This window comes from Aphanizomenon sp. UHCC 0183 (genome assembly GCF_009712065.1).
In the GTDB taxonomy this organism is placed as follows: Bacteria; Cyanobacteriota; Cyanobacteriia; order Cyanobacteriales; family Nostocaceae; genus Dolichospermum; species Dolichospermum heterosporum.
In genome coordinates, this window is the sequence record NZ_VILC01000013.1 from 24,874 (window position 1) to 42,413 (window position 17,540).

The window sequence follows — 17,540 nt, forward strand, 5'->3', positions numbered from 1 at the left end:
TAAAATTAAATGTGCTATGAAAATACAAATTGCTAACTTAGGTGTTATTGAAAAGGCAGAAATTGATTTAAAGCCTTTAACTGTCTTTATTGGTGGTAATGGAACAGGGAAAACTTGGACAGCTTATACTTTAGCATCTATTTTAGGTGAATATGGATGTAAGAAGTATTGGCAAGCTTATCTGGATAAAAAGACTCAACAGAGATATCCAATTATAGATAATGCAATTGAAGAACTTTTACAAGAAGGATATGTTCGGATTGATTTAATTGATTTTGCTGAAGAGTTTATTGAAACATATATTAATGATGTTTCTAATCTAACTTATCGCTGGATGAATAAGTTTCTGGCTACAGAATATGTTAATTTTGCCAACGTGAAAGTTAAATTTAATTTAGCGGATATAACACTCAAAATACTTGATAATATTAAACAATATTCTTTGGCTCAAGAAATTTCTTTTGGTTCTTCTCAAAATAAAAATACTTTGCGTATTTTTAAAGAAAAGAATGAAAATAGTATTTATTTTTATTTAATTTCAGTTTCTAATTCTAATGATCAGTCTAATATCTTTGATAAATTACCTAGAATAGTATTTGAAGAGATTTTATTTGAAGAATTTTTTGCTTTAATTCATAGAGCTTTTTATTCATCTGTATATATATTTCCCACAGAAAGAACAGGAGTTTTACCATTATTTTCTTCAGCCAACAAAATAGACGAATATCATGAATATGATGATGAAGATAAAACTAGCAAACTAACTGAAGTAGTAAAAATATTTGAAAATATGGTATATTCTGTATATGAAAAATCATCTATAGAAAGAGAAGAAGAAATACAATTGTATCCAGAAGTTTTAGATTATATTAGATTAGCAGAAATATTAGAAAACGATATTTTAGGAGGAAAAGTAAATCTTATTGATGAATCTGTAATTGATAAAGAAATATTATATCAACCATCAGAAAATGTTAAATTAGAAATGACTGTTTCTTCTTCAATGGTAAAAGAATTAGCTCCTTTAGTTTTGTGCTTGCGTCATTTAGCTCTACCAAATGAATTACTGATAATTGATGAGCCTGAAATGAATTTACATCCAGCGGCGCAAGTAGAAATTACGGAATTTTTAGCCATGTTAGTACAAGCAGGTTTGAAAGTTTTAATTACAACTCACAGCCCTTACATAGTTGATCATTTAGCAAATTTAATGAAAGCCGCTAAATATGAAGATAAAGAAAGTCTCAAAGAACGATTTTATTTAGAGCGAACAGAAGCTTTTATTCCTCAAGAGAAAGTTTCTGTTTATCTATTTGAAGATGGTACAGCTAAAAATATATTACATGAAGACGGTAGGATAGATTGGGGAACATTTGGGAATGTTTCAGATGACATTTCCCATATTTTTCCATAATCACTCTTATAATCTTAAATTCAGGAGTGATTTTAAAATGCCTTTCGATCATTTATTGTTATCATGTTGTTTACTACCAGGGAAAACAAGTCATAAAGAAGATGGTGTGGAGGTAAGTTTACAACCAGCAAGTGGTGAAACAGTTTTATTTTTTCATATAGACGAGAAATCAAACCTAATTGTAAATTTCGTAAATTATTAGAATTAGATAAAGAAGGAATGAAAATCTGTGATTTAATCGTATTTTATGCAAAAGACAATGAAAGGATTATCTGCTTTGTAGAATTGAAGGGTAAGGATATAAACACAACAAAAGAGCAGGTTATAAATACATATACATACTTTAATAAATTCTTGAAAAAAACTGATTCATCATTAAGTTTTACTGCAAAAACATATATTTTATCTAAAAGTTCTGTACCTCAAGAACTTGATAAATATAAAAAAGAATTAAAGGATAAGTTTGATGAAGGTAACTATGACATTAGCAAAAATTCAGATTTAGGTGATTTTCTGAGAGGTGCGAAGTATCAACCTAAAGGAAAACGAAAGAAATGATTAGAGAAGATCGAGACAGTTAATTAATACTTTTAAATGCGTATTATATGTAAGTATATGTATTTTCAAAGGTAAAAATCAAAAATTTTCGTGATTATTTACTATAATAGGTATAATCAAAATTATCTCTATTATTTATGACTAATATCACCATCTCCAACATTGATGATGACATCAAATATCAGTTGCAAAAACGAGCCGAAAAACATGGACGTTCCCTAGAAGAAGAAGTGAGAGAAATTCTCCGTCTTGTTCTCATCGAAAATACTAAACATCCCTTAAATCTAGCAACTTTAATTGAACAACGGTTTGCAAATTTGGGCGATTTGGAATTACCAGAAATAGCTAGAGAACCTATCCGCACTGTATCAATATTTGAAGAATGATTATTTTGGATACAAATGTTATCTCAGAATTAATGAAGACTCAAAAGTCGGAAATAGTTCGTGAATGGGTAGCTGAAAAACCTTTGATGAGTATGTTTACCACAACCATTACTCAAGCAGAAATTCTCTATGGTATTGCTTTACTTCCTGAAGGAAAACGACGAAAAGAACTTAGTCAAGCAGCACAACTGATGTTTTCTGAAGATTTCGCTGGACGTGTTCTTGCTTTTGATCAAAATGCTGCTGTAGCATTTGCTCATATTGCATCCCAACGACGACAAAATGGGACTCCTATTTCTCAAGCTGATGCTCAAATTGCTGCTATTTGTTACACTCATAAAGCAACCATAGCAACACGCAATGTTTCTGATTTTGAAGGATGTGGTATTTCTATTATTAATCCTTGGAAATATGAATCAGTATAGATAACTACCTTAATAAGTCGCTTAACTTCTGACTCCTGCTATTTTATTCTTAAAGATGTTTGCTAAGTCTTAACTAATATTAATTAACCCCCAGACTTAAATTATGAATGAGTCTGAGGGCAATTTACAAACAAGAGATGCTCCTAAATCAGTGTATTAACAACAGAAGAAGGTGCTATCCCATTTTGGGAATCATTGTTAACTGATTGCTGAGGCTGGACTTCTTCCTGTACACCCCGCATCTTAATTAACTTAATTGCCCGGTTGACGCTTTCTGGCAAAACTACTACCAAACTACCATCATTAGCCATATCTAAGGCTTTGTTAATAGCTGTGGTTTCATCCAAAATTGATTCAAAGCGGTAATTAGGCTTAACTTGGGTAATACCTTCAACAATCAAATCTGAAGCTGAACCACGAGGTCTACCCCTAGTATCATCATCTTCTTTAACAATGATATAGTCAAAGATATCTGCTGATAATCTACCTAGAGTAACAAAGTCTTCGTCACGGCGATCGCCAGGACCACCAATTACACCAATGCGCTGTCCCATTGTCCAATTACGGACAAATGACCCCAAAGCCTCGTAACTAGCCGCATTGTGGGCATAATCTACCAAAGCATGGTATTTACCCAAATTAAACAAATTCATCCGTCCTGGGGTCTGACTTACAGAAGCACGAAAGCCTCTTAAACCAGCGCGAATTTGCTCAATGGTGACATCCTGAACAAAAGCTGCCAAACTAGCGGCTAAAGCATTAGCAATCATAAATGGCGCTCTTGCACCCATTGTCAAGGGGATATTTTCTGCCCTTTCGATGCGGTGCGTCCAATCACCTTTGACAATGGACAGATAACCATGTTCATAGACTGCGGCTACTCCACCCTGTTGGATATGTTTCCGTACCAGATCCGAGTCTGGATTCATGGTAAAGTAGGCAATGTTCGCCTTAGTTTTTTCTGCCATAGCAGCAACCCGGTAATCATCGGCATTGAGTACCGCATAACCATCAGGGAAAACAGCTTCAGCAACTACGCTTTTAAGATGGGCTAATTGCTCAATAGTATCTATATCACCGATGCCTAAATGGTCAGCAGACACATTTAATACTACACCTACATTAGCATTTTCAAAACCCAACCCAGAGCGGAGAATACCACCGCGAGCCGATTCCAATACGGCTACTTCTACGGTCGGATCTTGAAGGATAACATGGGCGCTTTGAGGACCTGTATTATCTCCCGATTCTACTAAGAAATCACCGATATAAGTACCATCTGTAGTTGTGTAGCCGACAACCTTACCAGTTTGCTTATAAATATGGGCTAACAGGCGAGTTGTGGTAGTTTTACCATTCGTACCTGTAACTGAAAGTATAGGAATACGGCTAGATTGTTCGTTGGGGAACAGCATATCCATGACTGCGCCGGCGACATTGCGGGGGATGCCAATGCTGGGGGCAACGTGCATTCGGAAACCAGGGGCAGCATTGACTTCAACAATTACACCGTCTAATTCTCTTAAGGGACGGCTAATATCTGAAGTCACGATATCTATACCAGCTACATCTAAGCCGATAATTCTGACTATCCGTTGTGCTAACCAGCGATTTTCTGGGTGAATTTCGTCTGTGCGATCTACAGCACTACCACCTGTACTTAAGTTGGCTGTAGCTCTTAAGTAACAAATTGCTCCCTGGGGTGGTACACTGTTGACGGTGTACCCTTGTCTATCTAGGAGTTGATAGCTGGTACGATCTAGTTCGATTTTAGTCAAGACGTTATCATGTCCGTCACCACGTTTAGGGTCAAGGTTTGTTTCTTCAATTAGTTCTGTAATTGTAGATTTGCCATTACCCACCACATGAGCAGGAATTCTCTCTGCTACAGCAACTACTTTGCCATTAACTACTAGTACTCGATGATCTCGTCCCACATAGTATCGCTCAACAATGATTGAGCGAGAGACTTGTCGAGCCATTTCATAAGCTGCTTCTGCGTCTTCCCAGTTGCGGATATCAATGGTGATCCCTCGTCCATGATTACCGTCTAAAGGCTTAATCACGATGGGATAACCACCAACATATTCAATGGCTTCTTCTAAATCATCAAAGAAATTGATGACTGTACCTCTGGGGACTGGTACGCCGTTGGCATCGAGAATCCGTTTAGTAGCTTCTTTATCACCAGCTAGTTCTACACCAAGAATGCCTGTGTTATTGGTCATTGTGGCTTGAATCCGTTTTTGGTGGATACCATAGCCCAATTGAATTAAGAATCTAGCTGGTAAAGGCATCCAAGGAATACCTTTTTTCTCCGCTTCTTTGATAATGGCTTCTGTGGAAGGTCCTAGTGAAGCATCACGCCAAAAGTCTTTGAGGTCTTGAACGTCTTGCTCTAGTTCGGCTTTGGGATAACGTCCTCGGTCAATAATACTTTGACATAGCCTGACTGCTGCCCGGGCTGCATAGCGACCCGCTTCTTCATTTAGGTACTCAATCACTACCTGGTAAATTCCATGTGTGACGGTTTCACGGGTGCGACCGAAACCTACGTGCATCCCCGCTAATTCCTGGAGTTCTAAGGCTACGTGTTCCACTATATGACCCATCATGGTGCCTTCTCGCACCCGCATTAGAAAACCACCACGACAACCTGGGGAGCAGTAGTGACCCTCTAGACTTGGCAGTGCCTCTACTAGTCCTTCATAAAAGCCAGGTATTTCATTTGAGGGGGTTTCGGCAAGTTTGTCTAAGTCTAGGCGCATAACGATCAGTTTGTGCCGTCGAATGCTCCAGTAATTTGGGCCGCGTAAGGTCTGGATCTTGAGGATTCTCATGGGAATAGGTAGATGGAGATTCGTAACCAAAATTCTAGTTTTTTGCTGGAATTGACCGCTAAATTTGGCATTTGAAGCAGTTTTTCTTTCTTAGATGGAATTGATCTAAACTCTAGAAGAAGAAATCAAGATGCGGTCAAATCAGTGTGACCTGATATGCTCTATATCTTCTATATCGTCAGCTAGAGATGCGATGCACAGCAGGTAAAACAGTACGTTGGTAAAGATGGAAGCGATCTCCGTAACTGAGGATATGTAGTCTTAAATTATGTACTGTCAGGGGTTGGTTCGCACTAACGTTGGGTTCATTAGTGTGGGTAAGTTCGGTAGGATCAACAATAGTGACACTGCCTTTACCCATAACTTGTAGCCAACCATCGCGTTCAAATACGGCACAGGTATCTTCGTCTATACCAATGCCTAATCTATCTGGGTGAGCGGCGATCGCGCTAACTAGTCGCCCCATCCGATTCCGGTTATGGAAATGTTGGTCAACGACAACTTCAGGAATGAATCCTAAGCCTGTTGCCATGTCAACTAGGGAACGATTGGGTGTTTCACCACTACCACCACCTGCGATCATGTGATGTCCCATCACGGCTGCTCCAGCACTTGTTCCTGCCAAAGTCAGTTGTCCGGCTCTCACCCGCTGGCGGATAATTTCCATTGCCGGTGTGTCGGACAGGACTCCACAAAGGCGCAGTTGGTCTCCTCCGGTTAAGAAGACACCACTACAGGCTTCGAGGGATGCTTTAATCTCAGGATTTTCGCATTGCTCCCGTTCCCGAATGTCTAATATTTCAACCTTTTCCGCACCCATTTCTTCAAAAATGCGAACGTACCTACCAGCGATAATGGCAGGCTCACGGGAGGCTGATGGAATTATTGTAATATACGCCTTGTTACCACCAGCACGAACAAAAAAAGTTCTTAGAATTTCACGTCCATGAACTTTATCTTCTGCGCCTCCGATAACTAGTACGGCGGTTTTAGTAGCTTGGGGTGTCCTCATTTCCAGCGATTTAACTTCTAACTGCGGCATTGTGTTTCTGCTTGAGGGAGTCAACAACTTCAGGTTAATTGAACAAGGTTTGTTGCTTGTTAATTTTCGCCTTTGGCTTTGATGAGAGGACACTGCTTGACGCACACGATGCCTCAATTTTCTCATGTCCGTCGTTCTCATAGCCAGCATCTTGTTTTTTACCTATCTACTTTTTCCAGATGGCTTTCATAGTGCTAAATTAACTATAATTCCCTTCTGGACTTAGGATTTAGTCGGTCTTGACACTCTTACTTCTGAGGCTGGTTGGATGTATCCCGGAAGTTGTTAACTTTGGTGGGATTATTAATTTAAATTTAGTAGTGACAATATTTAAACATAAATTAAGTAATTAGAAAAACTTTTGATCTCACTAGAAAATTAAGGATATTGGTATTTTTCGGCACTGTTGATAGATTTTTAGTTTTTCTATGACTTACAAAAAAGGCAAGAGGGAACGGGGAACGGGGAACGGGGAACGGGGAACGGGGAACGGGGAACGGGGAACGGGGAACGGGGAACGGGGAACAAGGGAGAAATTTCATGCTCTATTCTTCAATTTCTTCCTCCAAACTCCGAACTCCGAACTCCTGAATCCATGCTAGGTTATCAGTTATGGTATTAGCTAAGTATCTACCCTTAAAATTAGTTCTATCGAATCCGAATTACTGTGCGTTTTGATATAGTTACACTTTTTCCTGACTGTTTTACATCAATCCTCAATTCTGGTTTGTTGGCTAAGGCTTTAGCTAAACAGATTGCTCAAGTGCATTTAGTTAATCCTAGAGATTTCACTACCGATAAGCACCATAAGGTGGATGATCAACCCTATGGTGGTGGTGTGGGAATGTTGATGAAGCCAGAACCGATTTTTGCGGCTGTGGAGTCTTTGCCGATTCTACCCCGTCGAGATGTGATTTTGATGAGTCCCCAGGGACAACCAATGAACCAGCCCTTGCTGCGCGAATTAGCCACGAATTACGACCAGTTGGTTGTAATCTGTGGTCATTATGAAGGGGTAGATGACAGGGTGCTAAATTTGGTGACTCGGGAGATTTCTTTAGGGGATTTTATCCTGACAGGGGGAGAAATTCCTTCGATGGTTTTGATTAATGGTGTGGTGCGTCTGCTTCCGGGAACTGTGGGTAAGGAGGAATCGCTGAAGACGGAAAGTTTTGAGGAATATTTGTTGGATTTTCCCCAGTACACTCGTCCGGCAAATTTTCGTGGTTGGCAAGTCCCAGATGTGCTACTAAGTGGTAATCATGCAGCGATCGCTCGTTGGCGGTTTCAACAACAAATTCAGCGCACAGCTTCCCGTCGTCCCGATTTGCTTAAACTTTGGGAAAAAGAGAGGGAACAGGGAACAGGGAACAGGGAACAGGGAACAGGGGAAGTAGGGGAAGTGGGGGAAGTGGGGGAAGTGGGGGGAGAAAAATATTCTTTTACAACTGACAACTGACAAAGGACAACTAACTATGAACATCAGAATTGGTAATGGCTACGATATACACAGATTGGTGAGCGATCGCCATTTAATTTTAGGCGGTGTTCACATTCCTCATGAACTCGGCTTGTTAGGACACAGTGACGCTGATGTGCTTACTCATGCTATTATGGACGCGATGCTGGGAGCTTTATCTTTGGGGGATATTGGTCATTATTTTCCCCCAACAGATCCCCAATGGGCTGGGGCTGATAGTTTAGTATTATTACATCAAGTCCATCAACTAATTCGTGAACAAGGTTGGAAAATTGGCAATATTGATTCTGTCGTTGTCGCTGAACGTCCGAAATTAAAACCGCATATTTCTAAAATGCGAGATAAATTAACAGCAGTTTTAGAAGTAGAACCAAATCAAATTGGTATCAAAGCTACAACTAATGAAAAACTTGGACCAACAGGCAGAGAAGAAGGTATTTGTGCTTATGCTGTAGTTTTGTTGGTAAGTGGTGATTAATCAATTTTTATTTACATCAAGGAGAAAAGAAGATGCAAGTTATCAACTTCCAGTCCCCTCAAAAATATCGTCCTGATATTATGTTTACAAATAAAGATGAAGAAATTATCTTATTAGTAGAGGTAAAAGCTCAAAAATCAGAGACAGAATTAAACAGGCAAAGTGCTATTTATCAATTAAAAACATATTTGCAGAATATCAAGCCAGATATTCCTTTTGGTATGTTAGTGGATTTAGAGGAAATTAATATTTTTGCATTGAATAATGATCAGGAAATAGAAAACCTAATTTCCTTGAGAACTAATGATATACTAAGTAATTATGATCCAGAATTCCCGCATAAAAGAATCTTTGATTTTTATTTAGAAACACTTATTAAATCTTGGCTCAGAGATTTATCATATCATTGGAATTCAGATACACCACCAGCGTATAATGAATTAGCGAAAATTGGTTTATTACCATTGTTAGAAGGTGGACATACTTATATTCAGGAAAATTTAGGTGCTGATACTTTACATTGAAACTAATTTTTTAATGGCAGTTGCAAAAGGAAGAGACCTAGAGGCAGGACAATTGCTGCGGAATCTCTCTCCCTTAATTCGTCTTGCTATACCAGCTATTTGTTATGTAGAAGTTATTAACACATATAGAATAGATAAGCAAAATCAGTTAAAATTTCAAGCAGAAATGGAGAAACAAATTAATGAAGCAATGCGTGATAAAATTTCTATCCATGCAGATTTATTTAAGGTGAGTTTAGAAAGAGCATCTATTGAAAATCTACTATTATTAAATGATGTACAAGATAGGTTATATGAAATTATTAACTTGTTAACAGAAAATTCAGAAACTATTAATTTTGATAATAACATAATCAAGGATATTTCTGATAATATTTTTATAGAAACAGAAACACTACTAATTAAGAATGATCTTATGGATAACTTAATATTACAGTGTATTGTATCTCATGCAAATCAGCATCCTTGTGATCAAAAAGTATTTATTAGTGGCAATACAAAAGATTTCGGTAAACAGGAAGTAAGAGAGATTTTGAATAGTGCAAAAATTAAATATTTTAGTAACACTAAAAACTTTCTAGGTTGGTTAGACTCTCAATTACCATAAAATTAATATCTGGTATAAACTATGACATCACAAAAAATACTCAATTTTACAAAACGCTTTTTCTTATTAATAACAATCGGTTTTATATCAATAACAATTACCGCTTGTAACCCAACCAAATTAAAAACAAATGCGGCTCAAGTACCCCAATTAGTAACAAGCATTTTGAGTGATCCAAAAACATTTAATGCTGCGCTGAGTTCCGAATCACCAAATATTTTTGGTTACACTTATGAAGGATTATTAACTCAAAATCCCATTGATGGCAAAATAGAAGGAGCATTAGCCGAATCATGGGAAATATCACCAGATAAAACCAAAATTACCTTTACCATGCGTGAAGGTTTAAAATGGTCAGATGGACAACCATTAACAGTTGATGATGTCGTATTTACCTATAATGACATTTATTTAAATGAAAACATCCCCACAGATACTAGAGATGTTTTAAGAGTCGGTAAAAATCGCAAATTACCAACTGTCAGAAAAATAGATAATAGAAGAGTGGAATTTAGTGTCCCTGAACCATTTAGACCTTTTTTACTGAATACAGGAGCATCTATTTTACCTGCTCATATTTTAGAGAAATCAGTCAAAACAAAAAACAAAGATGGTAAAGTGGAATTTCTGAATAAATGGGGTGTGGATACTCCTCCTGAAGAAATTATTGTTAATGGTCCTTATAAACTGGAAAGATATGATACGAGTCAACGCATAATTTTTCGCCGTAACCCCTATTATTGGCGTAAAGATGCTCAAGGTAAACCCCAACCTTATATTGAACGAATAATTTGGCAAATTGTGGAGTCAACAGATACTTCCTTACTCCAATTTCGTTCCGGTGATTTAGATTCTATTAGTGTTTCCCCTGATTATTTTTCTTTATTAAAAGTTCAGGAAAAACAAGGGAATTTTAAAATATATAATGGGGGTCCTAGTTCTAGCACTTCCTTTATTTCCTTTAACTTAAATAAGGGAAAAAGAAAAAATCAACCTCTAGTTGATCCCATTAAATCTAAATGGTTTAATAATGTGCAATTCCGGCAAGCGGTAGCCTATGCTATTGATAGACAAACCATGTTAAATAATACTTTTCGTGGTTTAGGTACACCCCAAAATTCTCCTATTTCTGTTCAAAGTCCTTATTTCTTATCACCGGAAAAAGGCTTAAAGGTTTATAACTATAATCCTGAAAAAGCCAAAGAATTACTACTAAAAGCTGGATTTCAATATAATGAAAAAAATCTCTTAGTAGATGATCAAGGTAATGAGGTTAGATTTGCCTTACTCACTAATGCGGGTAATAAAATTCGGGAGTCAATGGGTTCGCAAATTAAACAGGATTTAAGTAAAATTGGTATTCAAGTAGATTTTACACCATTGGCTTGGAATACTTTTATAGATAAACTTTCTAACACTTTAGATTGGGATGCTTGTTTAATAGGTTTGACAGGGGGGTTAGAACCAAATGATGGTGCTAATGTGTGGTCTCCTGAAGGGGGACTACATATGTTTAATCAAAAACCACAAGCTGGACAAAAACCGATTGAAGGTTGGGAAGTTGCTGACTGGGAAAAGAAAATTAATGAACTTTATATTCAAGGCGCACAGGAGTTTGATGAGGCTAAATTGAAGGAAATTTATGGCGAAAGTCAACAATTAACACAGGAGTATTTACCTTTCATTTACTTGGTTAATTCCTATTCTCTATCAGCAATCAGAAATCGGTTTCAAGGTATCCAATATTCTGCTCTTGGTGGTGCTTTTTGGAATATTCATGAAATTAAAGTTACGAAATAGGGAAATGGATATTACCTGAGTTCGGTGTTAGGAGTTCGGAGTTTCTCCTTCGGAGACGCTACGCGAACAGAGTTATAATTTTTTCAACGAGATCATAAGGGTTTGAGACTCATATTTGGGGCAGTTTTCCAAAAATTATCTTATGTCGAACTCAGGTGATATTGGCACATATTCTTCTGGGAAGTTAGGAATTTTTATAGCGGTTATCGGTTAAGTGAGATACAAAAACCCCACCCTCAAACCCCTCCCCGCTCTTCGAGAGGGGGCTATGATGTAGCGACTACAAAAGTTGGAGAACTTTTTTATGTGTTGTCCGTCAGTTTGACGTTAAATGCAGGTGTTTCTACTATGTGAATGGTGGTGGAAGCAATGCTTATACTTCCGTTTGTGTTGTCGAATTCGTCAAGAATTCGGCTAAAGATGACATCTTTTTTACCTCGACGTTGTTTGTAGTCCACTACATAACGCAGGGTAAATTCTAGCCAGTTGTCGTTAGCTGCTAGGGTGACAGCAGGTTCGATTCTGGCATCTTCAATTAAATATTTGTGTACCATATGTTGCCATTGTACCTGTGCTTGAGGCATATATTCCCCGACAACTTCGTTAGCTACCTGTTGCAGGATTTCTCTGGTTAAAGAGCGATCGCTCCCGTATTTTACTGGTACAGTAATTTCATCCCAGACAAAGGGAAAATCTGCTGAATAATTAAATACGGGTTCTTTAAACACAAAACTATTAGCAATTCTGACAATTCTGCCATTATAAAGATCAGCTTTTACCCAAGCGCCGCACTCCATTAAAGTAGTCCGTAAAATACTAATATCTATAACATCTCCCATTATCCCACCCAGTAATACTCTATCTCCTGGTTTGTAAAATTGACCGAAGGAAATAGCTACCCAACCAGCAAAACTCCCAATTACTTCTTGTAATGCAAAGGCGACACCAGCACCAATTACCCCAAAAATTACTGTTAGTTTTCCCAGGCTATCACTAAATATCAAAACAATTAATAAAGCCATAATTGCATAACCAACAAAGGTAATGCCTTTGCGGATACGATAGCGTAAATCACTGTCTTGAACCTGACGCGGTAAAACTTGAGATAAAATTCGGAAAATAATGGCAACTATAATAATCCCTGAAGTTACTTCAATCAATTTGATAACTATAGCATCATCTAATAATTTTTGAATTGTCTTTAAAGCATTTTCCACAATTTAATCCTTATTAAATAAACGGTTAATTTACATTCATAAATTTGGTGTATTTTTACTGTTATCAGGGTTGAAAAGGTTATTTAAAGAAGATAGCCGAAATCCTGGTGCTTTGTAATCTTCAGACAGATAGTTTTCTGGTATGGTGGTTTGATTACCGTCTCTGACCGCAGAATAATGAGGAGAAAGAATTTCAATCCCTGCTTCACTACATTTATCCTGAATATTTTGATGGAGATCTGAATAAATGTTCGCCATTAGCATGGGTTTATTACTATAAGCATTTAATTCATAACTAACATAGAAATCATCTAAACTAGTTTGCAAAACAAAGGGAATAGGTTCAGTTAGTATATTATTTGTCGCTATTGCTGCATCAATTAAAACTTGATGAACTTTTCGCCAAGGCACATCATACCCAAGTGTGATTGTTGTATGTAATATTAGATAATAATTAGGGTCTTGAGATAGGGCTGTATAGTTGATAATTTGGCTAGTTAATACAGTTCCATTAGGAATAGTAATAATGACATTTTTGATGGTACGAATGCGCGTAACTAGCAGGGTTTTTTCTACTATATCACCTATAGCTTCACCAATTTTAATGCGATCACCCATTTGGAAAGCACGGGTATAAATAAGAATAGTCCCCGCGACAACATTAGCTACAACAGCCGTTGAACCCAAGGAAAACAAAATCCCTAAAAATACTGATATACCTTGAAATGCTGGTGAACCAAATCCTGGTAAATAAGGAAATGCTAACACTAAGGCTAAAGCCACTATAATTAAGAATACCAGTTTATAGGTTGGCTCTGCCCAATCATTATAAAAGCCGGGAACAGATATAGTTCCATTACCTAATTCTGTGAAAAGATAGCGAATAAATTTAAGACTATAGTAACTGATAAAAATAATTAATGCTAATGCAAATATATTGGGTAAATAATCTGCAAATGCTAACCAACTTTTATAAATTGCTGCTAGAAAATAACTAATAAGTCTAGAACTTATTTGTTTTGTCCAAGGAAAAAAACTCAAAACCAAAGAAATGTAAATATAGAAAATACTAATTATTAGAATTGTGCGGATAATTTTAACTAGCCTAGTCACAATATTACTGACTCTAGCTGCGGGTAAAAGTTCTATATTTTGAATTCTTAACTCAGGGATTCTAATTCCTGTCCAATTTTGTAATCTAGTAATAATTCTGGGATAAACTTGATTAAATACTTTTAAAAGTATTAATAAAACAAGGGTTGAAATAAAACTATAAATTATTCCTTTTAAAATATTGCCTAGGCTACGTTCTTTTCGATATTGGATAATAGTATTTTTAACTATTTCTAAATATTCCTTGCCTAATATTTGTCTGGTTTGATTTGCAGCTTTAGCATCTTTATCTGTGAGTGTAAGTAACAGTTTATCCCCTACAACAATATTAGTGATATCCGCATTCTCTATAACTTGTAGATTCTCTAGGGATGTTGATGGATCATTAGCAATTTTTTCTAGTCTATTGCTTACGGCTTCCGCTCTCTCTTGGGGAGAAAATGAACCCACATTCTTTTGAATTACAAATAGTGTGGTATCTCCTAACAATACAGGAGTTCCATCTATTTTATTCACAACGTCAGAATTTTGAGCAACAGGTGTGTCTCGATCTGGAACAGTTACAGTTTTATCTTGAGAGTAAGCTATAGATATGTTTATCATAAAAATAAAACATATTAGGCTAATCATAAACTTATGAAAAATATTTATATCCTTTGTTTTATTAATGTGTTTTTTCATGATTTGATTAAATTTATGGCTCTTCGTCAAGCCATGCTTGGTATAGTATCATAGATGTTAAAAATATAATCAGCCTAGAATAGATTTATAATTCATTTTTAATTCAAAATTGCAGTGACACAACCAGAAAATTTGCGATCGCTCTTAGAAGCCGTCGCCAATGGTAAAATAACCCCAGATATAGCCTTCGACTCCCTCAAAGACTTAGCCTATCAATCCGTAGGTGAGTTTGCTAAAATAGATCACCATCGTCAATTAAGAACTGGTTTCCCGGAAGTCATTTGGGGACCTGGTAAAACACCAGAACAAATTGCTCAAATCATGGAAGTCATGCGCCACCGTACTTCCGTCGTCATGGCTACCCGCATTGAACCACAAGTATATTCCGCATTACAACCAAAAGTTAGAGGTATCCAATACTACGAACAAGCCCGAATTTGTGCCATTGTTCCTCCTGTAATTGAAGTCAGATTTCCCGGTAAAATCGGCATTCTTTCCGCTGGTACTGCCGATTTAGCCGTTGCTGAAGAAGCCGCTGTCACTGCGGAACTTTCGGGTTTTTATGTACAGCGCCTCTGGGATGTAGGTGTGGCGGGAATTCATCGGTTATTAAGCAACCGTCATGTATTAGAATCAGCATCGGTATTAATCGTTGTCGCGGGCATGGAAGGGGCTTTGCCCAGTGTTGTAGCGGGTTTGGCAGATTGTCCCGTAATCGCTGTTCCTACCAGTATTGGTTATGGTGCAAGCTTTTCCGGTTTAGCACCTCTATTGACAATGCTTAACTCTTGTGCCGCTGGTATAGGTGTAGTTAATATAGATAATGGCTTTGGTGCAGCAGTCTTAGCTGGGCAAATTTTACGAACTTCAGAAAAATTACGTTTGGCGGCAGAAACATAGTAAAGTATGAAAGTAAAGATTGCGTATAATTGCGGTGGCTTTTGATTTGATTAGTTACTTCAACTCTTAATAATAGGTGATAAACCTTTTGGTGAAAGAATTATGGAACATTTGAATGATTCACTATTGCCACTGCTAGGAAATTTACACGAACATATTACTCTTCTGGCTGATATTGGTAATGTTAGAGACCCAGACCTTTTAGGTCAAGTACAAGCCTCTTGGAATCACTTTGTCAAAACTGGGCAAATTTGGGCATTGTTGATTGGTATAATTGTTGGTTACCTGTTCAAAGGTTTTACTAGTTACGGTTAAAGTGATTTTAGATTTTAGATTTTAGATTTTGGATTAGTTATTTAGATAATGTAAGTTGCCAGTTAGGTAAATTGTCAGAATCAGGTGGTTATCGAGGGAAGTCGAGATAATATCCAGGATTAAAGGATTAACAGGATGAAACCAGAGCTTTTATTACCTATTACCAATTACCCATTACCAGCCTCAACGAGATAACTAGCAACTTGAGTTAGATACTGAAGACCTTGTAATTTCGCTTATGAAACAACAAGATTTTTAACTCACATCCGGCGTATGATTCAAAATCTAATATCTACAAATTTCTTCCTCTCCCTTCAGATTTATGACCGAAAAACAAACTTGGAGTCAGCGGTTTGAATCCGCGCTACATCCAGCGATCGCTCGTTTTAATGCTAGTATCAGTTTTGACATTGAACTTATCGAATATGATATTACAGGTTCTCAAGCCCATGCCAAAATGTTGGCTCATACAGGTATAATTTCCCACGAAGAAGGGGAAGCACTGTTTAACGGTTTAGAACAAGTTCGTCAAGAATATCGTCAAGGGCAATTCCAACCCGGTGTTGATGCCGAAGATGTCCATTTTGCCGTAGAAAAGCGCCTCACGGAAATTGTCGGAGATGTAGGTAAAAAACTCCACACAGCCCGTTCTCGCAATGACCAAGTAGGTACAGACACTCGATTATACCTCCGTGATCAAATTCAACAAATCCGCCAACAATTACGGGATTGGCAAACAGTCTTAGTTGATATAGCCGAAAAAAATGTTGAAACATTGATTCCTGGTTATACCCACCTGCAACGCGCCCAACCAGTGAGTTTAGCCCACCATTTACTGGCATACTTTCAAATGGCACAACGGGACTGGGAACGCTTAGAAGACGTTTACAGCCGAGTGAATATCTCCCCCTTGGGTTGTGGTGCTTTAGCGGGAACAACTTTCCCCATTGACCGCCACTATACAGCCAATTTATTACATTTTGACAATGTTTATGCTAACAGCTTGGACGGAGTGAGCGATCGGGACTTCGCCATAGAATTTCTCTGTGCTGCTAGTATTATTATGGTTCACCTCAGCCGTCTTTCCGAAGAAATAATCCTGTGGGCATCAGAAGAATTTCGCTTCATCACCCTCAAAGATAGCTGTGCCACAGGTTCTAGCATTATGCCCCAAAAGAAAAACCCCGACGTACCTGAATTAGTGCGCGGCAAAACCGGGCGAGTATTTGGTCATCTGCAAGCCATGTTAGTAATTATGAAAGGTTTACCCCTGGCTTATAACAAAGATCTCCAGGAAGACAAAGAAGGCATATTTGACAGTGTAAACACAGTCAAAGCCTGTTTAGAAGCAATGACAATTTTACTGCAAGAAGGTTTAGAATTTCGTCACCAACGATTAGCAACAGCAGTTACAGAAGACTTTGCTAACGCTACCGATGTTGCAGATTATCTCGCCGCCAGGGGTGTACCCTTCCGCGAAGCTTATAACATTGTCGGCAAAGTCGTCAAAACCAGTATTGCCGCTGGTAAACTGCTCAAAGATTTGCATCTAGAAGAATGGCAAGAAATCCATCCCGCATTTGCCGCCGACATTTATGAAGCCATAACCCCACGTCAAGTGGTTGCAGCCCGCAACAGCTATGGAGGTACAGGCTTTCTCCAAGTTAGACAAGCCCTTATCAACGCCCGGACTCAACTCAGTGTGAAATAAAGGGAACAGGGAACAGGGAACAGGGAACAGGGAACAGGGAACAGGGGAG

17 protein-coding genes are annotated in these 17,540 nt (G+C 37.8%); 13 read left to right on the top strand and 4 right to left on the bottom strand.

What is annotated here, in order from left to right; all coding sequences use genetic code 11:
- Positions 1-16: 16 nt before the first annotated feature.
- The 5 genes from FJR37_RS06485 (at position 17) to FJR37_RS06505 (ending at position 2,783) form a co-directional block, all read left to right on the top strand.
- The gene (locus FJR37_RS06485) at positions 17-1,414 is read left to right on the top strand and encodes an AAA family ATPase (protein ID WP_168465608.1); all 1,398 of its coding nucleotides are present in this window, start codon (positions 17-19) and stop codon (positions 1,412-1,414) included.
- A 37-nt stretch (positions 1,415-1,451) separates the two neighbouring features.
- Entirely contained in the window at positions 1,452-1,616 is a 165-nt protein-coding gene (locus FJR37_RS06490) for a hypothetical protein (RefSeq protein ID WP_168465609.1), read from the top strand.
- Between the two features lie 17 nt (positions 1,617-1,633).
- The gene (locus FJR37_RS06495) at positions 1,634-1,972 is read left to right on the top strand and encodes a hypothetical protein (protein ID WP_168465610.1); all 339 of its coding nucleotides are present in this window, start codon (positions 1,634-1,636) and stop codon (positions 1,970-1,972) included.
- A 137-nt stretch (positions 1,973-2,109) separates the two neighbouring features.
- A complete protein-coding gene (locus FJR37_RS06500) occupies positions 2,110-2,358 on the top strand; it encodes a plasmid stability protein (RefSeq protein WP_053538780.1) in 249 nt (82 codons plus the stop codon).
- On the top strand, positions 2,355-2,783 hold the full coding sequence (locus tag FJR37_RS06505; protein WP_053538779.1) for a type II toxin-antitoxin system VapC family toxin: 429 nt from the start codon (positions 2,355-2,357) through the stop codon (positions 2,781-2,783). The genes FJR37_RS06500 and FJR37_RS06505 overlap by 4 nt, the downstream gene beginning before the upstream one ends.
- Positions 2,784-2,926: 143 nt before the next feature.
- On the opposite strand, the gene cphA is transcribed toward FJR37_RS06505, so the two are convergent.
- Positions 2,927-5,623 (bottom strand): cyanophycin synthetase, encoded by a 2,697-nt coding sequence (cphA, locus tag FJR37_RS06510; RefSeq protein WP_168465627.1) that lies wholly within the window; start codon positions 5,621-5,623, stop codon positions 2,927-2,929.
- 178 nt (positions 5,624-5,801) lie between these two features.
- Positions 5,802-6,665 (bottom strand): cyanophycinase, encoded by an 864-nt coding sequence (locus FJR37_RS06515; protein WP_027401350.1) that lies wholly within the window; start codon positions 6,663-6,665, stop codon positions 5,802-5,804.
- A gap of 667 nt (positions 6,666-7,332) precedes the next feature.
- On the opposite strand from FJR37_RS06515, the gene trmD reads away from it, so the two are divergent.
- From trmD to FJR37_RS06540, 5 genes are read left to right on the top strand one after another with little or no spacing between them, the layout of a single operon-like run.
- Positions 7,333-8,124 carry a tRNA (guanosine(37)-N1)-methyltransferase TrmD gene (gene trmD, locus FJR37_RS06520; protein ID WP_168465611.1) on the top strand — a complete coding sequence of 264 codons (792 nt, stop codon included), beginning with the start codon at positions 7,333-7,335 and terminating at the stop codon, positions 8,122-8,124.
- 16 nt (positions 8,125-8,140) lie between these two features.
- Positions 8,141-8,623 carry a 2-C-methyl-D-erythritol 2,4-cyclodiphosphate synthase gene (ispF, locus tag FJR37_RS06525; protein WP_168465612.1) on the top strand — a complete coding sequence of 161 codons (483 nt, stop codon included), beginning with the start codon at positions 8,141-8,143 and terminating at the stop codon, positions 8,621-8,623.
- A 32-nt stretch (positions 8,624-8,655) separates the two neighbouring features.
- Complete coding sequence (locus FJR37_RS06530; RefSeq protein ID WP_039199542.1) at positions 8,656-9,147, top strand: type I restriction enzyme HsdR N-terminal domain-containing protein; 492 nt, start codon at positions 8,656-8,658, stop codon at positions 9,145-9,147.
- Positions 9,128-9,754 carry a PIN domain-containing protein gene (locus tag FJR37_RS06535; protein ID WP_052149730.1) on the top strand — a complete coding sequence of 209 codons (627 nt, stop codon included), beginning with the start codon at positions 9,128-9,130 and terminating at the stop codon, positions 9,752-9,754. The genes FJR37_RS06530 and FJR37_RS06535 overlap by 20 nt, the downstream gene beginning before the upstream one ends.
- A 21-nt stretch (positions 9,755-9,775) precedes the next feature.
- The gene (locus FJR37_RS06540) at positions 9,776-11,554 is read left to right on the top strand and encodes an ABC transporter substrate-binding protein (protein ID WP_168465613.1); all 1,779 of its coding nucleotides are present in this window, start codon (positions 9,776-9,778) and stop codon (positions 11,552-11,554) included.
- Positions 11,555-11,856: 302 nt separating this feature from the next.
- Here FJR37_RS06540 and FJR37_RS06545 read toward each other — a convergent pair whose 3' ends face one another.
- Both FJR37_RS06545 and FJR37_RS06550 read right to left on the bottom strand, forming a co-directional pair.
- Complete coding sequence (locus FJR37_RS06545; protein ID WP_172891187.1) at positions 11,857-12,771, bottom strand: mechanosensitive ion channel family protein; 915 nt, start codon at positions 12,769-12,771, stop codon at positions 11,857-11,859.
- Positions 12,772-12,807: 36 nt separating this feature from the next.
- Positions 12,808-14,487: a mechanosensitive ion channel family protein gene (locus FJR37_RS06550; RefSeq protein ID WP_254434527.1), complete on the bottom strand. Its 1,680-nt coding sequence runs from the start codon at positions 14,485-14,487 to the stop codon at positions 12,808-12,810.
- A 192-nt stretch (positions 14,488-14,679) separates the two neighbouring features.
- Here FJR37_RS06550 and larB point away from each other — a divergent pair, with 192 nt between their 5' ends.
- The 3 genes from larB to argH all read left to right on the top strand — a co-directional run bounded on the left by larB (position 14,680) and on the right by argH (position 17,491).
- Positions 14,680-15,465 (top strand): nickel pincer cofactor biosynthesis protein LarB, encoded by a 786-nt coding sequence (larB, locus tag FJR37_RS06555; protein ID WP_053538772.1) that lies wholly within the window; start codon positions 14,680-14,682, stop codon positions 15,463-15,465.
- Between the two features lie 102 nt (positions 15,466-15,567).
- A complete protein-coding gene (locus tag FJR37_RS06560) occupies positions 15,568-15,780 on the top strand; it encodes a hypothetical protein (RefSeq protein WP_039199529.1) in 213 nt (70 codons plus the stop codon).
- A 322-nt stretch (positions 15,781-16,102) separates the two neighbouring features.
- Positions 16,103-17,491 carry an argininosuccinate lyase gene (gene argH, locus FJR37_RS06565; protein WP_168465615.1) on the top strand — a complete coding sequence of 463 codons (1,389 nt, stop codon included), beginning with the start codon at positions 16,103-16,105 and terminating at the stop codon, positions 17,489-17,491.
- The last annotated feature ends 49 nt before the right edge of the window (positions 17,492-17,540 follow it).